We start from the raw sequence: 24,757 nt of genomic DNA on the forward strand, positions 1-24,757 counted from the left end.
TCCTTTGTACTCACCCTCTCGGGCTTTCCTCCGGGCTTCCCTTCGGTCTTGCGTTTCCGACTCTATCAGACCCTTTCGGCTCCGATTCCCTGTCGGCGGGATTCGCTTTCCGGCCTCTCGGCCTTCCGGCGATGTCGACTTTATCAGACCCTCTCGGTGTCTGACGCCCTGTCAACCGGGCTTGTCCTCGCGGCCGTTGCGGGCCGTTCCGACGTCTCAAACCTTAGCGGATTCCCCCGGCAGTTCCTAATCGGACCGCCGAGCCCCATTCGAATTGAATTCGGGCACGCCGAATTCATCCCGGCTGGGAGTTCGTGCTGGTGATTGAGATGCCGCTCATGCGGCTGAGGTGCTACCGGAGAACCGTTACAGCTCGGCGGCAACCCGAAGAACTCTACGGATCGGGCAGGGGGGTGTCAAGCGACCCCTGTCAAGATCTTTAATCGAGGTCGGTCAGTCGCCCGCCGGCGTCCGGCTGGGCGTGCTCCACCCTGCGCAGCAGCCGGGTGAGCACCTCACCGAGGGCCGTGCGCTCCTCCGCGGAGAGGTCCTGGAGCAGGTCCTCCTCGAAGCCCGAGGCGAGGCGCATGGCCTCTGTCCACTTCTCCCGGCCCTCTGTCGTGAGCTCCACGATGACGCGGACCCGGTTGGACTCGTCCCGCGCCCGGGTGACCAGGCCCTCGGCGACCATGCGGTCGATCCGGTGGGTCATCGCGGCCGGCGTGAGGCCGAGGCGCTTGGCGAGCTCGCTCGGGCCCAGGCGGTACGGAGCGCCGGACAGGACGAGGGCCTTGAGGACCTCCCACTCGGTGTTGCTGATGCCGAGCGTGGCGGTCTGGCGGCCGTAGGCGACGTTCATGCGGCGGTTCAGCCGGGACAGCGCCGAGACGATCTTCTCGACCTGTGGGTCGAGGTCCTGGAACTCGCGCTGGTAGGCGGCGATCTGCTCTTCGAGTGTCGGCTCGTTGCTGAGGCCGGAGGTGTCGCCCATGCGTCGCAGTATCGCATGGCCTTTAGTTGGCATTGAAGTCCTTGGATGTGTACTCTTTAGGTTCGAACTTTAGCTTTGAAGTCTTGAGGTCTAATCACTTCAGGCCTAACTACTTGAGAGGGTGAACGTGACCAGGGCGATGGGCGCCGCGATGCGCCGGATCCACGTGGGCAACGCACTCAGCGCGTTCGGGCTCGGCTTCACGGTCCCGTATCTGTACGTCTATGTGGCGCAGGTGCGGGGTCTTGGTGCCGTCACGGCGGGTCTTGTGCTCGCCGTGTTCGCCGTGGCCGCGTTGGTCGTGCTGCCGTTCGCCGGGCGGGCGATCGTGCGGCGCGGCCCGCTTCCGGTGTTGCTCGCCGCCCTCGTCACCGCCGCGATCGGCGCGCTCAGCCTCGGCCTGGCGGGGAACGCCACGGCCGTACTGCTGTCGGCGGCGGCGCTGGGGGCCGGTCAGGCCGTGATGCAGCCGGCGCTGGCGACGATGATCGTGGACGTGTCGACGGCGGAGACCCGGTCGCGGGCCTTCGCGACGCAGTTCTTCCTGCAGAACCTGGGTCTCGGTGTCGGTGGTCTCATCGGCGGTCACCTGGTGGACACGACCCGGGTCTCCTCCTTCACCCTGCTCTTCGCGATCGAGGCGGCGATGTTCCTGCTGCTGGTCGTGGTGATGGCGACCGTGCGGATGCCGCGCGCGCCGCGGATCGGGGCCGCTCCGGCGCGGTCGGCGAAGGGCAGCTGGAAGCAGTTGCTCGGGAACCGGGCGATGGTGCAGCTGTGTGTGCTGGGCTTCGTGCTGTTCTTCGCCTGCTACGGCCAGTTCGAGTCGGGGCTGAGCGCCTACGGCGTGGAGGCCGCCGGGATCTCCACCTCGGCGCTCGGGACGGCTCTGGCCGCCAACACGGCGGTGATCGTCGTGGCGCAGTTCGCGGTGCTGAGGTTCGTCGAGCGGCGGCGGCGGTCCCGGGTGATCGCCGCGGTGGGGCTGATCTGGGCGGTGGCGTGGGTCGCGGCGGGGTACGCCGGGCTCGGGCACGGCAGCCAGGAGATGGCGACGGCGGCGTTCGTGGCGACGTACGCGCTGTTCGGGCTGGGTGAGGCGATGCTGTCGCCGACGGTCGCGCCGCTGGTGGCGGATCTCGCGCCGGAGGGGATGGCGGGCCAGTACAACTCGGCGTTCGCCCTGGTGAAGCAGCTCGCGCTGGCGGTGGGTCCGGCGGTGGGCGGTCCGATGGGGGCCGCGCTGCACGCGCCGTACATCGTGACGTTCCTGCTGTTCTCCCTCGGCATCACCTGGCTCGCGCTGCGGCTGGGGCGGCAGCTGACCGCCGTACAGGATCAGCCGGCGTCGGCGCGGAGCCGGGTGGTGGCGCAGCGGGGGGCTCCGGCCGAGGGCCAGGCTCCGGCGCACGTCTGAGTCAGGCGCCGCCCTTGGGCAGGGCGAACTCGCACCACACCGCCTTGCCGCCGCCGGGGGTCCGTCTGGATCCCCACGCGGAGGCGATCGTCGCGACGATCGCGATGCCCCGGCCCGACTCGTCGGCCGGGTCCGCGCGGCGGCGCCGCGGGAGGTGGTCGTCTCCGTCGGTGACCTCGACGATCAGGCGGCGGTCGGTGCGGCGCAGCCGCAGGCGCATGGGCGGGGTGCCGTGCTGGAGGCTGTTGGCGACCAGTTCGCTGGCCGCCAGGACGCCCAGGTCGTGCAGGTCCGTCGGGAACCGCCAGCTGGTCAGGACGCCGGAGGCGAACGCACGCGCGCGGGGGGCCGCTTCCACGCCGCCGAGCAGTTCCAGGGCGGCGTTGCGGAACAGGTCGCCGTCCGGGCCCGTGCGGGCCGGGTGCTGGAACACCAGGACCGCCACGTCGTCGTCGTGGTCCGCGGTGACGCCCGCGGAGCGGACCAGGCGGTCGCAGACGACCTGGGGCGTGCCGGTGGCGCCGGCCAGGGCGCGCTCCAGGGACGCGATGCCCTCGTCCAGGTCTTCGTTCCGGCGCTCCACCAGGCCGTCCGTGTAGAGGACCCCGGTGGAGCCGGGGCTCAGCGGGATCGAGCCCGAGGCGTGCATCCAGCCGCCGGTGCCGAGCGGCGGGCCGGTCGGCTCGTCGGCGCGCAGCACGGTGCCGCTCTCGTCGCGGACCAGGATCGGCAGATGGCCGGCGGAGGCGTACACCAGCCGGCCCTCGTTCGGGTCGTGGATGGCGTAGACGCAGGTGGCGATCTGGTTGGCGTCGATCTCGGTGGCGAGGCCGTCCAGCAGCTGCAGTACCTCGTGCGGGGGCAGGTCCAGGCGGGCGTAGGCGCGGACCGCCGTGCGGAGTTGGCCCATGACGGCCGCCGCGCGCACGCCTCTGCCCATGACGTCGCCGATCACCAGCGCCGTACGGCCGCCGCCGAGGGTGATGACGTCGTACCAGTCGCCGCCGACCGCGGCTTCCGTGCCGCCGGGCTGGTAGGTCGCCGCGATGCGCAGGTCGTCCGGCTGTTCGAGTTCCTGGGGGAGCAGGGAGCGCTGGAGCGTCACCGCGGTCTCGCGCTGGCGGCGTTCGCTGGCGCGCAGGCGCTCGGCGGCCTCGGCGTGGTCGGTGACGTCGGTGGCGAAGACCAGCACTCCTCCGTCGCCCTCGGCGACCGGGGTGCAGGTGAAGGTGTAGGAGCGGCCGTCGGGGGCCCTGCGGGACTTGACCGTGCGGGGCTTGGCGCTGCGCAGGACCTGGTCCAGGAGCGGGAGCAGGCCCAGTCCGTCCAGTTCCGGCAGGGCCTCGCGGGCCGGTGCGCCGAGCGGGCGGACGCCGAAGGCGGCGGTGTAGGCGCCGTTGACGTAGGCCAGGCGGTGGTCGGTGCCGTGGACCAGGGCGACGAGGGCCGGGACACGGTCGAGCACTTCGCGTGCCGGGAGTTCGTCGAGGGCGGGGACGGGCGGGGCGTCGTCGGTGAGCTGCTCGGCTCTGGCCGCGGGGACGGAGCCCGCGCTCTCGCCGCGCCGCTCCGCGGGGACCGCGTGTTCGGTCCGCGCAGCGGCGCGGCGCTGCGTTCCGGGGAGCCGGGCGCTCCAGCGCGTGAAGTTCACGAATCCTTGCCTCGTGTCGTCGTCTTCGGCCAGCTCCGGACCCGGGCGGGGGTCTGGGTGGTGGCTCCCCGGGGATGCAGCGCTGCGGGGACGGTGTCGTGGGAGTCGGGGGCGGGCGGCTGCCCGTCCGGCGTCGGGGGTCAGTCTGGCAGTGTGGCGGATCGGGCCGACAACCGTCAGACGCCTGCCCGGCCGGTGGAGTTCCTGGGTCCGGTCAGGACGACCCCTTCGGGTCGTTGTCGGTGTCGACAGAATGCTTTCCACCGGCCGCGAGTTCGAACTCCGCTCGGGGGTGTTCGAGTGAACCGAGGGAGACGATTTCCCTCTTGAAGAGCCCGGACAGCGTCCATTCGGCCAGGACCCGGGCCTTTCGGTTGAAGGTGGGCACCCTGCTCAGGTGGTACACGCGGTGCATGAACCAGGCAGGGTAGCCCTTCACCTTGCGCCCGTAGACGTGTGCGACGCCTTTGTGCAGTCCGAGGGAGGCCACCGAGCCGACGTACTTGTGGGAGTACGTCTCCAGCGGCTCGCCGCGCAGGGCGTGCGCGATGTTGTCGCCGAGGACCTTGGCCTGGCGCAGCGCGTGCTGGGCGTTGGGGGCGGTCTCCGTGCCGGGCCGCTCGGCGGTGACGTCGGGGACGGCGGCGGCGTCTCCCGCGGCCCACGCGTGCGGGGCGCCCTCGATCGTCAGCTCGGCGGTGCACTTGAGCCGTCCGCGTTCGGTGCGCGGGAGGCCGGTGGCGGCGACCAGGGGGTGCGGTTTGACGCCGGCCGTCCACACGACCGTACGGGTCGGGAAGCGGGCGCCGTCACTGAGCACCGCGGTCCGGTCGACGCAGGACTCCAGCCGGGTCTTCAGGCGTACGTCGATGTTGCGGCGGCGCAGTTCGGTGACCGTGTAGCGGCCCATCTTCTCGCCGACCTCGGGGAGGATGCGGTCCGAGGCCTCGACGAGGATCCACTTCATGTCCTCGGGGCGCACGTTGTGGTAGTACCGCGCGGCGTAGCGGGCCATGTTCTCCAGCTCGGCGAGCGCCTCCACGCCCGCGTAGCCGCCGCCGACGAAGACGAAGGTGAGGGCCGCGTCGCGGATCGCGGGGTCGCGCGTGGAGGAGGCGATGTCCATCTGCTCGATGACGTGGTTGCGCAGTCCGATGGCCTCTTCGACCGTCTTGAACCCGATGCCGTGGTCGGCGAGTCCGGGGACGGGAAGGGTGCGGGAGACCGAGCCGGGGGCGAGGACGAGTTCGTCGTAGGCGATCTGTTCGGTGCCGGCGCCCTCCTCCTCGGTGGCGAGGGTGGTGAGGGTCGCGGTGCGCGCGGCGTGGTCGATGGAGCGGACCTCGCCGACGACGACCCGGCACCGGCCGAGGACGCGGCGCAGCGGTACGACGACATGGCGGGGGGAGATCGAACCGGCCGCCGCCTCGGGAAGGAAGGGCTGATAGGTCATGTACGGGTCGGGTGAGACGACTGTGACCTCGACTTCTCCGCGATTGAGTTCCGGTTTCAACTTTCGCTGGAGTCGCAGGGCCGTGTACATCCCGACGTAGCCACCACCGACAACGAGAATGCGCGCACGTTCCTTCACCATCCCATGACGCACCCAGCGCCTGAGTTTGTCCACAGCCTCAGCAATTTGTGTGACCGCGAGCCATCGCGAGGCCGGGTTGGCCGAATTACCGGAGTACGAGGAAGATCCGCAGGTCAACCGGTGTGCGCCGGGGGGCCGCAGGGGGCGCAACCGGGACGTTTGTGATCCGTACGCCGATCGGGGGGCGCTCTGTGCGGAACGTGCCCCTTCTGAATTGACTCCCTCTCAACTATGTTCGTGTGTCGACGGGGTGTAGGGGGATGCGCTCGTCGGGCTCAACGGCTTCGCGACGGGCGGGCTCGGGTCCGGGCATGTTCCACAACGCTCCGGCTGTCGAATGACGGGGGTGTCTCCGGGGGGAGACGTCATTACCGGGGGAACGCTTATGCATGTTCAGGACTCTCATTGGTCGTCCACGTCCGCCATCGCTTCCGGCGGCGGAGCGATCGGCGCGACGATGGGTGGAGCCATGAGTGCGGCGGGGAACGGACGCGAGAGTGCGCGGACGGCACCGCTGCGGGTGGACGCACAGCGCAATCTGGAGCACGTGCTCCGCGCGGCGCGGGAGGTCTTCGGCGAGCTGGGATACGGCGCGCCCATGGAGGACGTGGCCCGGCGCGCACGGGTCGGCGTCGGGACGGTGTACCGCCGCTTCCCGAGCAAGGACGTACTGGTGCGCCGGATAGCCGAGGAGGAGACCTCCCGGCTGACCGATCAGGCCCGGACGGCGCTCGGGCAGGAGGACGAGCCGTGGTCGGCGCTCTCGCGCTTCCTGCGGACGTCGGTGGCGTCCGGTGCCGGGCGGCTGCTGCCGCCGCAGGTGCTGCGCGTCGGGGTCGCGGAGGACGACCCGGGGTTCGACGAGGCGCGGGTGCCGCAGCAGCGGACGCAGCCGGGCGCGGGCGAGCTGCGGCTGGTGCCGGGGGAGACTCCGGGTCCGGCCGGGCCGGCCGATGACGACGCCGGGGCTTCGGCGCTGCTGGAGGTCGTGGGGCAGCTCGTCGACCGGGCGCGTGCGGCCGGTGAGCTGCGGGCCGATGTGTCGGTGGCGGACGTCCTGCTGGTGATCGCGACGGCGGCGCCCTCGCTGCCGGACCCGGCGCAGCAGGCGGCGGCCTCGGCCCGGCTGCTGGACATCCTGCTGGAGGGGCTGCGCTCGCGGCCGTCCTGACCCGGCGGCCGACGGGGTGACCCGAACAGGTGACGAGGAGGCGGGGACGCCGTGCGCGCTCCCGCCTCGGACACCCTGGAAAAGCCCGTCGGGAAGTCCGGGAAGCGGCCCAACTCCCGCCCAGGGGACGTCATTTGCACCTTCCCTGTTCGGGTGACCGCTAGTACTGGTTCGCGTGAAGTCCCCACGGACGAGTGGATGGCCCCCGCTGTCGGCCGCCGACCAAAATCCGGTATGGCACTCTGACCCGGTGTTCGGGACTGGTTGGGCTGCGGCGGGGGCTTTCCGCGATGGGCGTTGACGGGCGGGACGGGTCACTCGGTGACGGTGACGCGGAGGACGACGGCCCGGCCTCGCCTCATGTGCCGAGTCAGGGCGGGCGGGCGGATCTGCCGCTGGGCGGCGAGCCGTTGGTGGCCCCGATCCCCGCCCAGGGGGGCGAGCCCGTGGAGGGCAGCGTCCCGGCACAGCGGGATCGACGCGAGGACAGCGTCCTGCCCCCGCCCAGGGACCTGCCGCTGTCGGACGCCGATCTCATCGGGCGGATGCGCTCGGGCGACGACTCGGCCTACGAGGAGCTCTACCGCCGGCACGCCGACGCGGTCCGCCGGTACGCCCGTACCTGCTGCCGCGACGACCACACCGCGGACGACCTCACCGCCGAGGTCTTCGCCCGGATGCTCCAGGCGGTCCGGGGCGGTACCGGCCCCGAGCACGCCGTACGCGCGTATCTGCTGACCTCGGTCCGGCGCGTCGCGGCCACCTGGACGAAGACCGCGAAGCGGGAGCAACTGGTCGACGACTTCGCGGTGTTCGCCTCCCAGGCGGCGCGCTCCTCCGAGGTGTCCGACGACGACACCCTGGAGCTGGGCGCGGAGGTGCGCGCGATGCACGAGGCCGAGCGGTCGATGGCCATGCAGGCCTTCCGGTCGCTGCCGGAGCGCTGGCAGGCCGTGCTGTGGCACACCGAGGTCGAGGACGAGTCGCCGAGCGAGGTCGCCCCGCTCTTCGGGCTCGACGCCAACGGCACGCGCGTGCTCGCCAGCCGGGCCCGCGAGGGCCTGAAGCAGGCCTATCTCCAGGCCCATGTCAGCGCCAGCCTCGCCGGCGACGAGGAGTGCGCCCGCTACGCCGACCGGCTCGGCGCCTACGCCCGCGGGGGCCTGCGCACCCGGGCCGAGCGCGGGCTGCGCAAGCACCTGGAGGAGTGCGCCAAGTGCCGGCTGGCCGCGGGCCAGATCAAGGAGGTCGCCGGGGGTATCCCGGCGGTCGTGCCGGTCGCGGTCATCGGGTGGTTCGGCGCCGCCGGGTACGCCAAGGCCGCCGCGTTCATCGCGGGCGGCAGCGGAGCGGGCGCCGCGGGTGCCGCGGGCGCGGCCGCCGCGGCGGGCGGGTCCTCCTCCGGTGCGGCGGGCGCCGGTGGCGGTGCCGCGGCCTCCGAAGGGCTCGGCGCGCCGGTGAAGGCCGGCATCGCCGCCGGTGTGGTCGCCGTGGCCGCCGCCGCGGTGGCCCTCGCGCTGGTCGCCGGCGACGATCCGGTGCCGAAGCCGGACGCCAAGCCGCCGGTCACCTCCCCGGCGCCCGTCGTCGAGGAGGCCGCGCCCCCCAAGCCGCCGGTCGAGCAGCCGCCTCCGCCCGTCTTCGCCGCCGAGCCCGCCCCCACCCCCACGCCCGAGCCGACCCCCACCCCCACACCGACCCCGACGCCCGCCCCCACCCCGAAGCCGAAGCCCACGCCGACCCTCACTCCGACGCCGACCCCCACGCCCGAGCCGACGCCCACCCCGACACCGACGCCTCCACCCGCGCCGGCCGAGTACCAGTGGAGCGAGCTGTCGTACGACGTCAACGGCGACGGCACCGGGCCCGAGATGCGCATCGGCGAGAGCAGCTGGGTGTGGCAGCGCTCCGGGGTGTCGATCGCCGGGAAGCGGTACACGCACGGGGTGACGGTGCACGGCGCGTCCTCCGTCACCATCGATCTCAACCGGGAGTGCACCACGTACCGGGCCATGGTCGGGGTCGACGACATGAATCTGACGCTGGGCGAGTTCGCCTTCTCCGTGTACGCCGACGGGGTACGGCTGTGGCGGTCCGGAGTGATCAGGGCCGGTGACCCGGCGGTCCCCGTCTCGGTCGGCATCGCGGGACGCGAGACGGTACGGCTGGTGGTGGAGCCGCACGGCCACCTCGACAGCGTGCTCCTCGCGGACTGGGCCGAGTCGAAGTTCCGCTGCCGGTAGGCCGGATGTGGCCCTAGGCCCGCCGCGCCCCCGCGCCCGCGCCCAGCGCCCCCCGCTGCGGCGTGATTCCCGCGGGGACCGCACGCGCGCGTGCCGGGGTTCCCGTCCAGCAGGTGCCTCGGCGGGCCAGCAGGCGGTTGAGCCAGAGTTCCAGGGAGACCAGGTCGGCCAGGCCGTCCAGGGGGAGGGGCTCGCCCTCGGCCGCCGAGCGCAGCGCCTTGCGGACCACGCGGGCCTCCACCAGGCCGGCCTGGGCCAGCAGCGGGGTGCCGAAGAGGGCCATCAGGTCGTTCGCCGCCACCCTCAGACCCGCACGGGCCGCCAGCGCCGCCGGGGTGGGGGACGTCGCGCCCCAGCCCGGCGGGAGGTCGGCCACGCCCGCGCCCTCCAGGACCGTACGGAGGATCGCGGCGCGGGCGCCGGGCCGTACGCGCAGGGCCTCGGGGAGTGCGCGGCAGGCGCGGACGACCTGGTTGTCGAGGAACGGCGCGTGCAGGCGCTGGAAGCGGATCTCGGCGGCCTGCTCCAGGACGCGCAGGTCCACCGCGTGCCGGGCGAGCGCGGCCCGCGCGCGATAGTCGCCGGGGCGCTGTCCCGGGCCGACCCCGGAGCGGTGCGTCGCCCCTTGCAGGCGAACCGATACTTCAGCCAGCGCCTCGCCCGTCAGCCAGCGCGCCGCCGGGCCGGGTCTGGCCCAGGTGAGGGCCGCGAGCGACGCCCCCACGGCACCCCCGGGGTCGTCGAACCGGCGGTGCAGGAGCCGCTCGGCCAGCGCCTCCAGACCCGTGCGGTACGGCGTGCGCGCCAGCTTGCGCGCCGCGCCGTACACGCGCGCGGGGACCATCACCGAGCCGTCCGCCCTCGCGAGCGCGGCGACCGGACGGACCAGGTGCCTGCGCCGGCGGTCCATCAGCAGGTCCGTCAGCCGGGCCGGATGGGCGTCCAGCACCTGGCGGGCGCCGTAGCCGGTGAAGTGGTCCGCGCTGCCCGCGGCCAGCCGCGCCCGGTGCCGGGCCGCCGTCACCAGGGACGGCCCCGGTTCGTCGGTGAGGGGCCCGTCCAGATCGGCGTACGGCAGGGTCTCCTCGCCGCCCGCCACCACCACGTGGTGCAGGCGCGGGTTGGCCGCGAGGGTGCCCGCCCGTTCCAGCTCGGCCTCCCGGCCGCCCACGGCGAGGTCGTTGAAGGTGACCGCCAGCAGCCGCTCCCCCGCGCCCGTGCCGTGGCCGAGCACGGTGCCCGGCATGCCGGGCAGCCCCGCGGCGAGCAGGGCGAGGGTGCCGGAGGCCGGGCCGCCGGAGAGGTCCGCCCCGATTCCGGGAACGGGCATCCCGCGCGCGGCGCGGCGTTCGGCGGGGCCCATGCCCGGGACGGGGCCGGGGTCGATGTCGGCGCCGGGCACGTGCCGGGGTGCGGACAGCCGGGCCCGTACGGCGTCCACCAGCGCGTCGCGTACGGCGTCCACGGCGCTGTCCGGGTCGGCCGGGGGTGCCGCCACCGCGAGGGAGGCGACCGGCTCGTACCCGGCGATCTCGCGGGCCCCGGCCCGCAGGATCAGCGCGTGCCCCGGCGGAATGCGCCGTACGCCGTCGTAGGGGGTGGAGTCGTCCAGGGCCGCGGGAACGTCCGGGGCGGCGAGCAGGGCGGCCAGGTGACCGAAGTCGAGGTTCGCCTCGATGAGGTCGGCCAGCGGCAGCGCGGCAGTCGCGTAGGCGGTGCCGCCGGACCAGGGGGTGTAGAACACCGGCCGGGCGCCCGCCAGATCGCCGCACACCATGACCCTGCGGCCGACCTGGACGACAGCCGTGTAGCTGCCGGGCCAGGCCGTCAGATGCCGAAGTGCCCCGCCGCGCGCGGCGAATAGGCCCACCCGCAGCTGCTCGTCGCTCGCCCCGCAGATGCCGAGGACGGCGATCCGGTTCTGGGGGTCGGCCTGCACCACGCGCACCTCGTCGGGGCGCCAGTCGCCGACCGCCCACAGCGGATCGGGGTCGCCCCACAGGAGTTGGGAGCCGACCGGGTGCACGCTCTCGCCGTCGGGCCCGGTAGCCCCCGCGGAACCGATCACGGCGGCTCCCGCGGCGGTGCTGCTCCATCCCACCAACCACCGCATCGACGCCTCCACAGGCTGTGGACCACCAGTGCACCGCACGAACCGGTTCACCATGCTGCCATGAAGGACGCGTGCCCGAGTCGCGGTGACACCGCTTGGGATCCGTGAAGTGCGCCCCCGCGGGCGCCCCCACAGGGCATCCATACCCGCGCAGAGCAAGGAGACCACCCGGCCGGGGCGACGCGAATGCGCCCCCGATTCACTCCCCGAGAACGCCCTTCGCGCCCTCAATTTCCATGGTGGGAGCGGTAATCACCCGCAAGAGGCAGGGTCGGTTTTCGGCCAAATCGGCGTGACGACAACAGGTTTGGCCACTCTCCGTACAGGCCCTGCGCACTACTTGGCGTGCGCGCAGCCCGGGAGGCGGGACTCGCCCCCCGGACCGGTCCGCCGCCCGCGGGGATGAAGGCGGCGGTGTCCCCCAGCCCACTGGATCCAGTACAGCGGGCCGACCCACGCACGATCCATGGAAGCGCTCCCCGGATGGCCGGAGAAGAGCGCACACCCGGGCGCACGGCCACACAGCGGGAGCACGCCGCAACCGTCCGTACCTGAACCGCACTTCAGTACGGACCACAATCCCGCCATCCGGAACAATGCCCCTTAACGCTTGGGATGCGGCGAACTACGCTGGGTTTACGAATGCCGCATGGTTATGCCAGCGCGGCAGCCGTCTGTGTCGAGGGGTGGCGCATGTCCAGGGAGCAACGCGGGCCGAACGAAAAACTCGGCGCCGTTCTCGCCCTCGCGGGAATCAGCAACGCCGGCCTCGCGCGCCGCGTCAACGACCTTGGCGCACAACGCGGGTTGACACTTCGCTACGACAAGACCTCGGTGGCGCGCTGGGTGTCGAAGGGAATGGTGCCGCAAGGTGCGGCGCCGCACCTCATCGCCGCCGCCATCGGCCAGAAGCTCGGCCGCCCGGTGCCGCTCCACGAGATCGGCCTGGCGGACGCGGATCCCGCCCCCGAAGTGGGCCTCGCCTTCCCCCGGGACGTCGGCCAGGCGGTCCGGTCGGCGACGGAGCTCTACCGTCTCGACCTCGCCGGACGGCGCGCCGGCTCCGGCGGCATCTGGCAGTCGCTGGCCGGCTCGTTCGCGGTCAGTGCCTACGCGACACCCGCCTCGCGGTGGCTGATAACCCCGGCCGACAGTTCGGTGGCGCGCGAGGTGAACCCCGCCGAGGGGTCCGGCGCACCGGTGAAAGTCGGCCACAGCGATGTGCAGAAACTGCGGGAGGCCGCCGAGGACGCCAGGCGCTGGGACTCCAAGTACGGAGGCGGCGACTGGCGTTCGTCCATGGTGCCCGAGTGCTTACGGGTGGAGGCGGCGCCGCTGCTGCTCGGCTCCTACTCCGACGAGGTGGGCCGGGCACTGTTCGGGGCTAGCGCCGAACTGACCCGGCTCGCGGGGTGGATGGCCTTCGACACCGGACAGCAGGAGGCCGCGCAGCGGTACTACATCCAGGCGCTGCGGCTGGCCCGGGCGGCGGCGGACGTGCCGCTCGGCGGGTATGTGCTGGCCTCCATGTCCTTGCAGGCGACGTACCGCGGCTTCGGTGACGAGGGCGTCGACCTGGCCCAGGCCGCGCTGGAGCGCAACCGCGGTCTGGCCACCGCGCGCACCATGAGCTTCTTCCGGCTCGTCGAGGCACGCGCGCACGCACGCGCGGGGGACGCGCAGGCGGCCGGCACCGCGCTCAAGGCGGCCGAGGGCTGGCTGGAGCGCTCCCGGGACGGCGACCAGGACCCCTCCTGGCTCGGCTTCTACTCCTACGACCGCTTCTGCGCGGACGCCGCCGAGTGCTACCGCGATCTGAAGGCGCCGCGTCAAGTGCGCCGGTTCACGGAGCAGGCCCTGTCGAAACCGACGGAGGAGTTCGTGCGCTCGCACGGGCTGCGGCTGGTCGTCTCGGCGGTCGCCGAACTGGAGTCCGGCAACCTCGACGCGGCATGCGAGCAGGGCGTGCGGGCGGTGGAGGTCGCGGGGCGGATCTCGTCGGCGCGCACCACCGAGTACGTGAAGGATCTGCTGCACCGTCTCGAGCCCTACGGGGACGAGCCGCGGGTGGTGGAGCTGCGGGAGCGGGCCCGTCCGCTGCTGATGACTCCGGCGTAGGTTCCTTCGCCTCTCCCCCCGGGTTTGAAGGCATTGTCAGTGGCGCAGTGCACTATCGGAGGCGGGAGGTGGTGCTGGTGCGGTCGGTCGCATACGACGGTGATGTGCTCGTGGTCGGCGGGGGGATCGTCGGGCTGTCCACGGCGTACGCGATCACGCGGGCCGCGCCCGGTACCCGCGTCACCGTGCTGGAGAAGGAGACCGGGCCCGCCCGGCACCAGACCGGGCGGAACAGCGGGGTGATCCACAGCGGGATCTACTACCGGCCCGGATCGCTGAAGGCGCGGTACGCCGTGCGCGGTGCCGCCGAGATGGTCAAGTTCTGCGCCGAGTACGACATCGCCCATGCCGTCACCGGGAAGCTGATCGTCGCCACCGAGCGCTCGGAGCTGCCCCGGCTGCACGCGCTGGTCCAGCGCGGCCGGGAGAACGGCATTGCGGTGCGGGAGCTGGGCGCCGCGCAGATCGCCGACTACGAGCCGGAGGTGCGCGGACTGGCGGCCATACAGGTCGCCACCACCGGGATCTGCGACTTCGTGGGGGTCGCCCGGCGGCTGGCCGAGGCGTCGGGGGCGGAGATCCGGTACGGCGCCGAGGTGGTCCGGGTGGACCGGCGGCCGGAGCTCGGGGTCGCCGTGCGCACGGCGGACGGGGACGTGGTGCGCGGGCGGGTGCTCGTGAACTGTGCCGGGCTGTACTGCGACGAGGTCGCCCGGCTCACCGGGGACGAGCCGGGGATGCGGATCGTGCCGTTCCGGGGGGAGTACTACACGCTGGCGCGGCCCGAGCTGGTGCGGGGGCTGGTGTATCCGGTGCCGGATCCGGCGTTCCCGTTTCTCGGGGTGCATCTGACGCGGGGGATCGACGGAGGGGTCCACGTCGGGCCCAACGCGGTGCCGGCGCTGGCCCGGGAGGGGTACGGCTGGGGGGTCGTACGGCCCCGGGAGCTCGCCTCGACGCTGGGGTGGCCGGGGTCGTGGTCGATAGCCCGGCGGCATTGGCGGTACGGCGCGGGCGAGCTGCGGCGGTCGGTGTCGAAGGCGGCGTTCACGCAGGCGGTGCGGCGGATGCTGCCGGCGGTGACCGAGGAGGACCTGCTGCCCGCGGCGGCGGGGGTGCGGGCGCAGGCGGTGCTCCGGGACGGGACGCTGGTGGACGACTTCCTGATCAAGGAGGGGGCGCGGGCGGTGCATGTGCTGAACGCGCCTTCACCGGCGGCCACGGCGTCCCTGCCGATCGGGCGGGAAGTGGCCCGGCGGGCGTTGGCGGTGCTGGGGTCGGTGTGACGGGCTCCGCCGCTGCCCCGCACTCCGTCAACACGTAAAATCGACCCCACTGTGTCTGACTCCCTCCACACCCCCGAAGCCCCCCACTCCGCCCCCGGTCATGAGCCCGGTGCGCCCCTTCGGCAAGCGCGGGCCAAGGGGGAGCCGCGGTTCCCCCACGGGCCCCAGCCCGATCCCGCCGGGTCGCACTTCGAGCGGCGGATCCGCAGTTTCCAGCCCCGCCGCAGCCGGGTGACCACGGGACAGGCGGACGCGCTGCGGCGGCTGTGGCCCGCGTGGGGCCTGGACATCGACGGCCGGCAGGTCCTCGACCTCGGCCGGCTCTTCGGGAACGACCACCCGGTCGTCCTGGAGATCGGGTTCGGGATGGGCGAGGCCACCGCCCAGATGGCCGCCGCGGACCCGGCGACCAATGTGCTCGCCGTCGACGTGCACACCCCGGGCCAGGGCAATCTGCTCAACCTCGCCGAGCACCAGGGACTGACCAACATCCGGGTCGGCAACGGCGACGCCATCATCCTGCTCCGCGAGATGCTCGCCCCGGACTCGCTCGACGGGCTCCGGGTCTTCTTCCCGGACCCCTGGCCGAAGAAGCGGCACCACAAGCGGCGGCTGATCCAGCCGGAGTTCCTCAGCCTCGCCGCGACCCGGCTCAGGCCCGGTGCGGTCCTGCACTGCGCGACCGACTGGGAGCCGTACGCCGCACAGATGCTCGAGGTGCTGACGGCCCACCCGGGCTTCGAGAACACGCAGGCCGACGGCGGTTTTGCGCCGCGTCCCGGGTTCCGACCGCTGACCCGTTTCGAGGGCCAGGGACTGGACAAGGGTCATGTGGTGAACGACCTGCTGTTCCGGCGCGTACCGCACCGAGACGAATCCCCCGCCGGCGCCTGAGCCCACCGCGCTCCTGTGCGGGCAGCGCCCTTCCCTCGTTAGGGTCAATGCCGTGGCCACCAGTCCCCCGTACCCGACGCAACCCCCCGGTCCTCCCGGCGGCACTCTGCGGCACGCGCACTGGTGGCAGCGGACGGGGGTGCGCTACGGCGCGCTGATCACCCTTCTCACCCTCTCCGGCCTGGTGATCCTCGCCCTGGTCCGCGAACAGACCGGCACCGAGGGCTTCCTGGTCGGACTGGGCCTGGCCGTGCTGCCCGTGCCGCTGCTGATAGCCGCCTTCCGGTGGCTGGACCGGGTCGAGCCGGGCCCCTGGCGGAACCTGCTGTTCGCCTTCGCCTGGGGCGCCTGCGCGGCGGCGCTGATAGCCATCGTCGCCAACAGCTTCGCGACGAGATGGATAGCGACGGCCACCGCGGACCCCTCCAGCGCCGACACCCTCGGGGCGACCGTGATAGCGCCGGTCGTGGAGGAGTCGGCGAAAGCGGCCGCCGTCCTGCTCGTCTTCCTCTTCCGGCGCCGGGACTTCACCGGGCTGGTCGACGGGGTGGTGATAGCGGGGGTCACCGCCACCGGCTTCGCGTTCACCGAGAACATCCTCTATCTCGGCACCGCCTTCGGCACCGACCAGATCACCGGCGGCAGCGGCATCGCCTCCGTGACGGCGGCGACCTTCTTCGTGCGCATCGTCATGTCGCCCTTCGCGCACCCTCTCTTCACGGTCCTCACCGGCATCGGCTTCGGTGTCGCCGCGCTCTCCGGCGACCGCCGGCGCCGACTGCGGGCCCTGCTGCCGCTGGCCGGGCTGCTGCTCGCGATGGGCCTGCACGCGATGTGGAACGGTTCCTCGGTCTTCGGCCCGTACGGCTTCTTCGCCGTGTACGGGGCGATCATGGTCCCCGCGTTCGGGCTGCTGACCTGGCTGGTCATCTGGACCCGGCAGCGCGAGCTGCGCACCGTGCGGGAGGAACTGCCCGCCTACGCCGTCGCCGGCTGGCTCACCCCGGGCGAGCCCTTCGCGCTCGCCTCCATGCGGGCCCGGCGCCTGGCCCGGCAGTACGCCCGCCGCCGCGCCGGGAGGCAGGCGGCACGGGAGGTGGCGCGGTACGAGGCGTACGCGACCTCGCTGGCGTTCCTGCGCCACCGGGGGCGCCGGGGCCGCGCGGGCGCCGACTTCGTCGTACGGGAGCAGGAGCTGCTGCGGGAGCTGTGGCGCCGCCGGGAGGTCGCCCGCCCGGCCCTGGACCACGCGGCCCGCGCCATCGCCCCGCCGGTGCCGGTGGTGGCGGCACCCTGGCCGATGTACGGCGTCTACGGCTACCCGGCGCAGCCGACGTACCAGCCCTTTCCGGCGTACCCGGCGGGCCCGTACCCCGCGTACAACCCGTACCGGTCGTGAGGGCCGCCGTCGCAAGTACCGCGGACACCAAAAACCGGCAGCCCTGACGTCGGGGGGACGTCGTCAGGACCGCCGGGGTTCTGGCGAGGGCTGGGTCAGGGGTTGAGGCCCTTGCTGCGCAGCCAGGCGAGCGGGTCGATGCCGGAGGAGGAGCCCTCGGGGTGGACCTCCATGTGGAGGTGGGCACCGGTGACGTTGCCGGTCGCGCCCACGCGGCCGATGACGTCGCCCGTGGCGACCTTCTGCCCGACGCTGACGCTGATCGAGGACTGGTGGGCGTACCAGATCTCGGTGCCGTCCTCCAGGGTGAGCACGGTCTTGTAGCCGTAGGAGCCGTCGTACCCGGCGTAGGTGATCGTGCCGGTGTGCACCGCCTTGAGCAGCGTGCCCGTGGGAGCGGCGAAGTCGGCGCCGGTGTGGTAGCCGGAGGACCACAGCGCGCCGGCCTGACCGTAGGTCGAGGTGATGGTGTACGAGGAGGTCGGCAGCGCGAACTGCTTGGCGAGGGCGGCAAGGCGCTCGGCCTCGGCCTTCTCGCGGGCTTCCTCCTCGGCCTTGGCCTTGGCGGCGGCGGCCTTGGCCTTCGCCTCCTTCTCGGCCTCGGCCAGGGCTTCCGCGGCGGCCTTCTCGGCGGCAGCGGCGGCGGCCTCGGCGGCCTTGGTGTCGACCTGCTCCTGCTGCTGCTCGGCCTGGGCCATGATCCGGGCGCGCAGCGCCTCACCGGCGTCCGCGGCACCCTGCCCGGTGTCCGTGGTGGTCATGCCGACGGTGCTGAGCGGGGTGGCCGAGGTCTCGGGGATCTGCTCCGCCGAGTCGTCGGAGATCAGCGGCAGGTCGGGCATGGTGATCGCGACCGGCGGCTTGCCGGACTGGGCGCTGGCCATGCCGCCCGCGCCGACGGCGGCTATGACACCGACGCCGAGCACCGTGGAGCTACGGGCGAGTCCGCCGCCGCGCTGCTTGGCGACGCGGTGCCGTCCGCGTACCGGGCGAATGGATTCCGCGGTGGGGTTCCATTCCTCCCAGGGGCCCTCGTCGGTGCGGTGGCTGCCGTAGGAGAAGGCCTCGTCACTGCGCTGGCTCGGCACGAACGGGGCCTCGGGGGCAGGCCGGTTTGACGCCACGTGGGCGTGCTCCTTTCCTTCCTTCTCGCCTACCGGGTTAGCTGACGGGTTCGGAGCAGGAAGGTCTCCTACGCGCGTATATCTGCCGTTTCTGCGCGGCTGATTACGCCCGATTCACCCCAATGAGTGGTTCCCCGGTTCCCTTGCGGGATTCGGCGCGTGCGCACGGAGCCGCCTCTTGTGACGGCTGGGACGACCGCGCTGCGTTATCGAACGTTAATAGACACGGGCCGCGGATTCCAAGCTGTTCCTCTTGATCGTTAACGACTCCGGCCTGGACTTTCAGGTCACTAGGGCGCCAAAACGGGCGACTTGACCAAGCCTCATGCGTCACACACGTATTGACGGTGCGTCAGTTGTTATGCGGAGGGCTCCCATCCGATCACCGCCCGTGACGATCAGGGTCGGCGCACCGCGAGCAGCGCCATGTCGTCCGCCATCCCCCCTCCGCAGTGCTCGCGCACCTCCTCGGCGAGGGCGCGGATCAGGGCACCGGGGTCGCGGAAGACGCGCCCGGACAAACGACGTTCGGGGTCGAAGAAGACGCCCTGCGCGTCGCGGGCCTCCGAGAGGCCGTCGGTGTGCAGGAGCAGGGTGGTGCCGGGAGGGAAGGGGGCCTCGTCGGCGCGGTCGGGCCAGTCACCGAGGTCGCTCATGCCCAGCGGGAGGGCGGGCTCACGGGCACGCAGCGGGCGCACGGTGCCGTCGGGGTGGAGCAGCAGCGGGGGCGGGTGGCCGCGGTTGACGACGCGCACGGGCCCCTCCCCGTGCGGGAGTTCGGCGAGCACGGCGGTCGTGAACCCCTCGACGGCGTCGATCCCGTCGCGCCGCGCGCCCTCCCGGGCCAGCGCCCGCTCCAGCCGCCGCGCGACCGCCTCCAGGCTCGGCTCCTGCTCGGCCGCTTCCCGGAACGCCCCGATGACGACGGCGACGGCGGCGACGGCCCCCATCCCCTTGCCGCGCACATCGCCGACGACGACCCGGACGCCGTACGCGCTGTCCTGCACCGCGTACAGATCGCCGCCGATGTAGGCGTCGGCCTGCGCCGCCTCGTAGCAGGCGGCGATGTCGTAGCCGCCGATCCGCTCCAGGGGTTCGGGCAGGACGGCGCGCTGGGTGGCCACGGCGATCTCGCGCTGGGTGGCGAGCCGCAGATCGCCGCGGCGCACGACGCGGTTGAGGACGACGGCCAGGACGGCGACGGTGACCACGGTGACCACCTCGGTGACCGTGTCCGGGTCCATGCCGAAGCCCAGCCGGATGTGGACGGCGTAGGCGGCGATCAGGGACACGGCCCCGACGGCGATTGTGCCGCTGAGCGCGTAGAACGGGGCGGCCACCAGCGGGGCGGCGGTGAAGAAGGGGATCGCGGTGAAGCCCTGGGGGGTGATGAAGTCGTAGAGGACACCGCCCGCGATCAGCAGCAGCGGGAGCAGGCGGACGAAGGTGCCTGCGGACGACGGGTGCCGGGTCCCGTCCACGCCTGAAGCCCGCACTGCCCGCCTCCCGCCACGTCCGCCGTCCCTCCAGGTTTCCCGGAGCGGCGGCGGGCGGCGAACGGTGTGGGCCGAGTGGATGAGGCGGGGAAACGCACCAGTGGAAAAACACCCAGGGCCGGAACCAATGGTTCCGGCCCTGGGCCTTCAGTAGCGGGGACAGGATTTGAACCTGCGACCTCTGGGTTATGAGCCCAGCGAGCTACCGAGCTGCTCCACCCCGCGTCGTTGACACCAGTGTACGCCATCCGCGGCACCCCCCTGCGCACGCGTTTCTTCACGCCCCGGCATTGCCCGCGTGGGTGAGCGTCTCCCAGGCCACGAAGAGATCGTCGGTACCGGCCGGACGGGTCTTCTCGGCGAGCGCGCGGGCCGCGGAGCCGCCGAGGCCGCGGTTGACCGCGACCTCCAGGTCGGGCCCCATGTTCCGCTCGACCCGGCCGCCGCACAGCCAGGCCGGCGCGGGCTCGCCCAGCTGGTGGCGGGCGTGCAGTTCGAGCGCGGCCGTGAGCCGGTCCTCGGCCTCGCCGTACAGGTCGACGCCCTGGTGCCGGGCGGTCTCGGCGATGTGCGCGGTGGCGGCGACGGAGTAGCCGACGTGCTGGAAGTTGCGGCAGCTCTCCTGGGTGACGCCGTCCTTGTACTCCGTCTGCCGGAACCAGTACGCCGCCAGCCGCTGCGGGGTGTTCATGCTCGACCCCGCCGGGGTGAGCGGGAGGGGGCCGTCCTTCTCCAGGTAGAAGTAGGCGGGCACGCGGTCCCGGAAGCGGGCGAGGGCGTGGTCGAAGGTTTGGTGGTCCTCGAGGAAGACGGCGATGCCGATGGCGGCGTCGGTGGTGATGAGGTCCCAGTTGCCGTTGGTGTCCGGGGCCTTGCGGGTGACGTGCGGCAGGTGCGCGGTGCGGAGCATCCTCTCGAACCGGCGTACCCGGTCCTCGGGCCAGCCCGCGCCCTCGCTGTGCCGGACGATCTCGGCGGCCCGCGCCCAGGTGGACCCCGACCAGCCGGCCTGCAGCCCGGCGTTCTGCCCGCTGTGCCGCTTCAGCCGCGCCGACCAGGCGTCCATGATCTCCCTGGCCTTCACGGCGTGCTGCCGCTTGCCGGTCACCGTGAACAGCAGGGCCTGCGTGTAGGCGGCGATGGCGTCCTCGCGCTCCTGCACGCACCCGCGCCCGGCCTTGCTCCCGGCGGGACAGTGGACGTCCGCGTACGGCTCGGCCCGGTACTTGTAGGCGCCGTACCTGCTGTCCCGCATCGCGAGGTATGCCTTCAGCCACGGCTGCTTCCCGGCGGTGACGTTCTTGCGCACGGCGGCCAGCTGCGACGCGCTGACGAGGACGCCGGGGTGGGTGAACTCGGCGTCGGGCGGCAGGGCGCGCGCCATGGTGCGGGAGTCGGCACCGGTCGCTCCGCAGGCGGTGCCGAGGAGGGCGACGAGCAGCAGCAGGGCGGCACTTCGGACAGACCTCATGCTGGCAGCCTGGCGCGGTGCGGGGCGGGGCGCAGTTCGGATTGGGCCGATCGGACCCGGGGCGGGCCGATACGGCGGCAGGTGGGGGGTTACGGCAGCGGGTAGGGGTTCACGGCAGCAAGCGGGCGGTTACGGCAGCAAGCGGGCGGTTACGGCAGCAGGTGGGTGTTCGGGGCCTTCGCGCGGGCCTCGAACTCGGGGAGCACCACCACGTCCGCGCCCGCCGACGCCAGCAGCCCGCTGCCGTCCGCGTCCGCCACGAAGGTGTCCGGCTCGCGCCAGGCCGTGACGACCCGGCGCACCCCCGCCCGGAGGATCAGCCGCGCGCAGGGCGACGGGCGGGAGGCGCGGCGGGCGCAGGGTTCCAGGCTGCTGTACACCGTCGCGGAGGCCAGCCGGGGGTCGCTCGGGTCGGTCTTCGCCAGGGCCGCCTCCTCGGCGTGGACCACGGGGTCCTCGCCCTCCCGGGAGTGCCCCCGGGCGAGTTCCGTGCCGTCGGCCGCCACGACCACCGCGCCGACGCTGAACGCCGTCCGCGACGGCGGGCACAGCTGCGCCAGTTCGCAGGCCAGCCTCAGCCAGTGGCGGTCGGCGGCCGTGACCAGCGGGCCCGCCCCGGGGGCCGTGGGGAGGTAGCGCATCAGGACCACGTCCTCGATCCGGCGGGTCTCCACCAGCCGCAGCCGGCCCCGCTGGTACCCGCCGGGCCCGAACAGGCGCGGCGCGGACGGGTCGCCGACGAAGAGGGGGGCCACCACGAGCTGGAGTTCGTCCGCCAGCCCTTCCTGGAGGAGCTGGGTGTGGACCCGGCCGCCGCCCTCGACCATCAGACGCCCGACCCCCCGGCCGTGCAGGTCCGCCAGCAGCCGCCGCCAGTCCAGACCGGCGCCCAGGGAGACCACGTCGGCCGCCAGACCGGCCGCGCGGGCCCGCTGAGCGCCCTTCTCCGTCGTATAGACGACCTTCTCGCCACCGGTGTGCCAGAAGTTCGCCCCCGGATCCAGCTCCCCGCTGCCGCTGACGGTGACCTTCAGCGGGTACTCCGGCCGCCCCGCGGAGACCCGTGCCGCGCGCCTGGCCGGGCAGTTGACCAGCAGGCGCGGGTTGTCGGCGCGGATCGTCCCGGCGCCGACGAGGATCGCGTCGACCGACGCCCGCACCTCGTCGACCCGGTCGAAGTCGGCCGGGCCGGAGAGCAGCAGCCGCTCGGGGCCGGTGTCGTCCAGGTAGCCGTCGAGGGAGACCGCGGCCGACAGCAGGACGTAAGGGAGAGGCATCGACGCTCCAGCGGGGCCGGGTCGGTTTCGTGGGGGTGCCGCACATGTACTGCTCCATCCTCGCCCACCTCCGCGGGTCCCCGGAGCGACGACCGCGGGTGACGGACCTCGCCGAGCGCCAACGCACAGTGACACGCAGGGAGTTGGCCGACCGGACGGCGGACCGGGCCTGCCCCCGGAATGTCTCCCTGACCGCTGGTGCGCAGCCGTTCGACTACGTACAGTGCTGCGCCCGGGGGTGTGACAGGGGGTTGCCGTGGGGCGAACTGTACGTTCGGGCCGGAGAACCGCCCTGCTGTGCGGGGGACTTGTGCTGCTGGGCAGCCCCTGGCTGCGGGAGCCGCTGCTCGATGCCCGGCCGGAGAGCCCGCTGGGCGGCGTGGTCCACCGCGCGCTGTACGTCCCGACCTGGGATCTGTCCCCGAGCTCGGAGGGGGCGAGCGAGCCTCTCTACCTGGCCGGCAACACCGCCCTCGTCCTGCTGCTCACCGGTGCCGTCCTGGCACCGCGGCTGCTGGGCCGGAGCCCCGCCTCCCCGGGCCTGCGGTGGCTCGCCGCCTTCGGCGCGGGCATGCTCCTCTCGCTCGCCGCGGCGGTGGCGTCCTGGGCGGTCGTGAAGGCCGACGGCGCGGAGTCCCTGATGTTCTTCGGCGGCCCCTCGGAGGCGGTGATCGTCCACTTCCTGGTGGACGGCCTGGTCTTCGGGGTGCTGCTGGGCGTGGCCCTGGCAGTCGTGCTCGGCGGGACCGGTGCCCGCGCAGCCCTGTCCCGTATCCGCGAACGGAGCAGCACCATGGCACCCTCCGCGCCCTCCGCGCCCGACGTCCCCGGCGGTGGCCTGGGCGCCACCGCGCCCGGCGACACCACCCGCCACCTGTGCGCGGCCGCCTACACCGACCCCGAGTTCACCCGCCGGGTCGTCGACGACGTCCTGCGCGACGAGCTCGGCGCGGTCGCGCCCTCCCCCGGGGTCGACCTGGTGCCCGTCGCCCGGCACAGCCTGGCCGCCCGCCGACTGCACCGGGCCCGCGACCGGCGGCTGGCCGCGATCTACCTGCTGATCGCCGCCTTCGGCCCGCTCTGGCTGGTCTTCGGCCACCTCGCCTTCAAGGCGCTGGCCAAGGCCTCCCGGGCGCCGCGCCGCGTCGTCCGCGGCCGGGAACCGGTGGACACGGGAGCGGCCCTGCGGTGGCTCCTATCCACGATCGCCGGGCTGCTGCTCGCCGGGATCCTGTGGGGCCGGTTCCTCTCCGCGCTGCCGCTGTCGGGCCCGTGGAGCTGGCTGGCCGGGTCCTACGCGCGGGGCATCCCGCCGCTGCTGGCGGTGATCGGGGGCGGGGTGTGGGCGTACTGGGTGATGGCCCGGGAGGAGCTGGACGTCGACCGGCGGCTGCGCGGCTCCCTGCGGCGCGAGAACTTCGTGGCGGGGTCCGGCCCCGAGCCCACGGAGTCGTGGGCGATCACCGCGGTCGGGGCGGTGGCCAAGGCCCAGGCGGGCAATGTCACCGTCTACAGCGGCTTCTCCCCCTTCATCGGCCAGGGCGTACGGCAGTCGCAGTGGTCCCTGTCACTTCCGCTGCTGCCCGAGCGTCCCGGCACCCCGCTCACCGGCTTCGACACCTGGGACGTGGTGGAGCGGCTGCGCGCCCGGCTGCACGAGACCGCCGTACGGCACGCCACCGCCGCCCCGCCCGTCGACGGCGGCCCGAGCCTCGCGGCACTGGAGGTGGAGGACCGGGTGTTCGTCAGCGGCACCCGGATCACCGGCGACCCCCGCTTCCTGCCCGCCCTGATCAAGGCGCCCGCCGCCCGGCTCCCGGAGGCGGCCGTACGGGACATCGCGCGGGACCCGCAGGGCGGACCGCGGCACTGCCTGGCCGCGCATCTGCCGCTGTGGGGCGGGGCGGTGGTGCCCAGTCAGCTGCTGCACATCGCGGTGGTCGGCAAGACCCTGCACCTGCACTGCGACCGCCACGTCCTGACTCCGCTGCGGCCGGACCTGCGCGGGGTGGACCTGCTGCCGGACGCCCTCACCTCCGCGCACCGGGCGGGCCTGCTGCTGTCGGCCCTGCGGCGCAGCGGCGGCGCCCTGTTCGGGGCGCCCCGGGCGGTGCTGGGCGACGCCTTCCGCGAGTGGGGCGCACCCCGCCGGCAGCGCCGCGAGCGCTCGGCCGCCAAGACCGACCCCGCCTTCGACCGGGGCGCCCGGCTGAGCATCCGCGAGCACGCGATGAGCGCCGAGTACCTCGACCACTTCCAACGCGTCGACGCCGAGCGGGCGTTCGCTGCCCTCGACCGGCACGCCCTGGCCGCCGTACGGGACTTCCTGGACGAGCACGGGGTGGACACCACCGACTTCCGCACCCAGACGCAGACGATCCTCAACCACGGCGTCCTGCAGACCGGCGGGGTCAGCGTCGTGGGCAACCAGGCCGTCGGACAGGGCGCCCGGGCCGACGCCGGAACGGCCACGGCCACCGCCCCGGCCGCGGCCCCGAAGTAAGGAGAACCA

The 24,757-nt window shown here is 73.2% G+C and carries 16 protein-coding genes, 1 tRNA gene and 1 riboswitch; of the genes, 8 read left to right on the plus strand and 9 right to left on the minus strand.

What is annotated here, in order from left to right; all coding sequences use genetic code 11:
• Positions 1-439 precede the first annotated feature (439 nt).
• Positions 440-991, minus strand: coding sequence for a MarR family winged helix-turn-helix transcriptional regulator (locus ACWD11_RS25750; protein ID WP_389416443.1), 552 nt, complete (start codon positions 989-991; stop codon positions 440-442).
• 139 nt (positions 992-1,130) lie between these two features.
• Here ACWD11_RS25750 and ACWD11_RS25755 point away from each other — a divergent pair, with 139 nt between their 5' ends.
• Positions 1,131-2,408 carry an MFS transporter gene (locus tag ACWD11_RS25755; RefSeq protein WP_389416991.1) on the plus strand — a complete coding sequence of 426 codons (1,278 nt, stop codon included), beginning with the start codon at positions 1,131-1,133 and terminating at the stop codon, positions 2,406-2,408.
• A gap of 1 nt (position 2,409) precedes the next feature.
• Here ACWD11_RS25755 and ACWD11_RS25760 read toward each other — a convergent pair whose 3' ends face one another.
• Both ACWD11_RS25760 and ACWD11_RS25765 read right to left on the minus strand, forming a co-directional pair.
• Positions 2,410-4,059, minus strand: coding sequence for an ATP-binding SpoIIE family protein phosphatase (locus ACWD11_RS25760; protein ID WP_389416444.1), 1,650 nt, complete (start codon positions 4,057-4,059; stop codon positions 2,410-2,412).
• Between the two features lie 214 nt (positions 4,060-4,273).
• Positions 4,274-5,653: an NAD(P)/FAD-dependent oxidoreductase gene (locus ACWD11_RS25765; protein WP_389416445.1), complete on the minus strand. Its 1,380-nt coding sequence runs from the start codon at positions 5,651-5,653 to the stop codon at positions 4,274-4,276.
• A gap of 385 nt (positions 5,654-6,038) precedes the next feature.
• Here ACWD11_RS25765 and ACWD11_RS25770 point away from each other — a divergent pair, with 385 nt between their 5' ends.
• Both ACWD11_RS25770 and ACWD11_RS25775 read left to right on the plus strand, forming a co-directional pair.
• Positions 6,039-6,824 carry a TetR/AcrR family transcriptional regulator gene (locus tag ACWD11_RS25770; protein WP_451285780.1) on the plus strand — a complete coding sequence of 262 codons (786 nt, stop codon included), beginning with the start codon at positions 6,039-6,041 and terminating at the stop codon, positions 6,822-6,824.
• A gap of 290 nt (positions 6,825-7,114) precedes the next feature.
• On the plus strand, positions 7,115-9,067 hold the full coding sequence (locus tag ACWD11_RS25775) for a sigma-70 family RNA polymerase sigma factor (RefSeq protein WP_451285782.1): 1,953 nt from the start codon (positions 7,115-7,117) through the stop codon (positions 9,065-9,067).
• A 13-nt stretch (positions 9,068-9,080) separates the two neighbouring features.
• Here ACWD11_RS25775 and ACWD11_RS25780 read toward each other — a convergent pair whose 3' ends face one another.
• Positions 9,081-11,180 (minus strand): asparagine synthase-related protein, encoded by a 2,100-nt coding sequence (locus ACWD11_RS25780; protein WP_451285784.1) that lies wholly within the window; start codon positions 11,178-11,180, stop codon positions 9,081-9,083.
• A gap of 693 nt (positions 11,181-11,873) precedes the next feature.
• Between ACWD11_RS25780 and ACWD11_RS25785 the strand changes: the two genes are divergently transcribed.
• The 4 genes from ACWD11_RS25785 to ACWD11_RS25800 all read left to right on the plus strand — a co-directional run bounded on the left by ACWD11_RS25785 (position 11,874) and on the right by ACWD11_RS25800 (position 16,877).
• The gene (locus tag ACWD11_RS25785; protein WP_389416449.1) at positions 11,874-13,298 is read left to right on the plus strand and encodes an MFS transporter; all 1,425 of its coding nucleotides are present in this window, start codon (positions 11,874-11,876) and stop codon (positions 13,296-13,298) included.
• Between the two features lie 77 nt (positions 13,299-13,375).
• Complete coding sequence (gene lhgO, locus ACWD11_RS25790) at positions 13,376-14,584, plus strand: L-2-hydroxyglutarate oxidase (protein WP_389416450.1); 1,209 nt, start codon at positions 13,376-13,378, stop codon at positions 14,582-14,584.
• A gap of 51 nt (positions 14,585-14,635) precedes the next feature.
• The gene (gene trmB / locus ACWD11_RS25795) at positions 14,636-15,478 is read left to right on the plus strand and encodes a tRNA (guanosine(46)-N7)-methyltransferase TrmB (RefSeq protein WP_389416451.1); all 843 of its coding nucleotides are present in this window, start codon (positions 14,636-14,638) and stop codon (positions 15,476-15,478) included.
• 52 nt (positions 15,479-15,530) lie between these two features.
• Positions 15,531-16,877, plus strand: a complete 1,347-nt coding sequence (locus tag ACWD11_RS25800) for a PrsW family glutamic-type intramembrane protease (protein WP_451285787.1) — start codon at positions 15,531-15,533, stop codon at positions 16,875-16,877.
• Between the two features lie 95 nt (positions 16,878-16,972).
• On the opposite strand, the gene ACWD11_RS25805 is transcribed toward ACWD11_RS25800, so the two are convergent.
• The 5 genes from ACWD11_RS25805 to ACWD11_RS25825 all read right to left on the minus strand — a co-directional run bounded on the left by ACWD11_RS25805 (position 16,973) and on the right by ACWD11_RS25825 (position 22,245).
• Positions 16,973-18,001, minus strand: coding sequence for a M23 family metallopeptidase (locus ACWD11_RS25805; protein WP_389416453.1), 1,029 nt, complete (start codon positions 17,999-18,001; stop codon positions 16,973-16,975).
• A gap of 11 nt (positions 18,002-18,012) precedes the next feature.
• A riboswitch (cyclic di-AMP (ydaO/yuaA leader) is annotated at positions 18,013-18,169 on the minus strand.
• A 230-nt stretch (positions 18,170-18,399) separates the two neighbouring features.
• Entirely contained in the window at positions 18,400-19,497 is a 1,098-nt protein-coding gene (locus tag ACWD11_RS25810) for a PP2C family protein-serine/threonine phosphatase (protein WP_451285789.1), read from the minus strand.
• A 151-nt stretch (positions 19,498-19,648) separates the two neighbouring features.
• Positions 19,649-19,722, minus strand: a tRNA-Met gene (locus ACWD11_RS25815).
• Between the two features lie 52 nt (positions 19,723-19,774).
• On the minus strand, positions 19,775-20,968 hold the full coding sequence (locus ACWD11_RS25820; RefSeq protein WP_451285791.1) for an alginate lyase family protein: 1,194 nt from the start codon (positions 20,966-20,968) through the stop codon (positions 19,775-19,777).
• A gap of 149 nt (positions 20,969-21,117) precedes the next feature.
• Positions 21,118-22,245: a dihydrofolate reductase family protein gene (locus ACWD11_RS25825; RefSeq protein WP_451285793.1), complete on the minus strand. Its 1,128-nt coding sequence runs from the start codon at positions 22,243-22,245 to the stop codon at positions 21,118-21,120.
• 256 nt (positions 22,246-22,501) lie between these two features.
• Here ACWD11_RS25825 and ACWD11_RS25830 point away from each other — a divergent pair, with 256 nt between their 5' ends.
• On the plus strand, positions 22,502-24,748 hold the full coding sequence (locus ACWD11_RS25830; protein ID WP_451285794.1) for a hypothetical protein: 2,247 nt from the start codon (positions 22,502-22,504) through the stop codon (positions 24,746-24,748).
• The last annotated feature ends 9 nt before the right edge of the window (positions 24,749-24,757 follow it).

This window comes from Streptomyces sp. NPDC002776, assembly GCF_053592195.1.

Bases quoted from the DNA above. Each gene is read 5' to 3' on its own strand.
- ACWD11_RS25750 (WP_389416443.1), bottom strand. From the start codon at position 991: ATGGGCGACACCTCCGGCCTCAGCAACGAGCCGACACTCGAAGAGCAG.
- ACWD11_RS25755 (WP_389416991.1), top strand. From the start codon at position 1,131: ATGGGCGCCGCGATGCGCCGGATCCACGTGGGCAACGCACTCAGCGCG.
- ACWD11_RS25765 (WP_389416445.1), bottom strand. From the start codon at position 5,653: ATGGTGAAGGAACGTGCGCGCATTCTCGTTGTCGGTGGTGGCTACGTC.
- ACWD11_RS25770 (WP_451285780.1), top strand. From the start codon at position 6,039: ATGCATGTTCAGGACTCTCATTGGTCGTCCACGTCCGCCATCGCTTCC.
- ACWD11_RS25775 (WP_451285782.1), top strand. From the start codon at position 7,115: ATGGGCGTTGACGGGCGGGACGGGTCACTCGGTGACGGTGACGCGGAG.
- ACWD11_RS25780 (WP_451285784.1), bottom strand. From the start codon at position 11,180: ATGCGGTGGTTGGTGGGATGGAGCAGCACCGCCGCGGGAGCCGCCGTG.
- ACWD11_RS25785 (WP_389416449.1), top strand. From the start codon at position 11,874: ATGTCCAGGGAGCAACGCGGGCCGAACGAAAAACTCGGCGCCGTTCTC.
- ACWD11_RS25820 (WP_451285791.1), bottom strand. From the start codon at position 20,968: ATGAGGTCTGTCCGAAGTGCCGCCCTGCTGCTGCTCGTCGCCCTCCTC.
- ACWD11_RS25825 (WP_451285793.1), bottom strand. From the start codon at position 22,245: ATGCCTCTCCCTTACGTCCTGCTGTCGGCCGCGGTCTCCCTCGACGGC.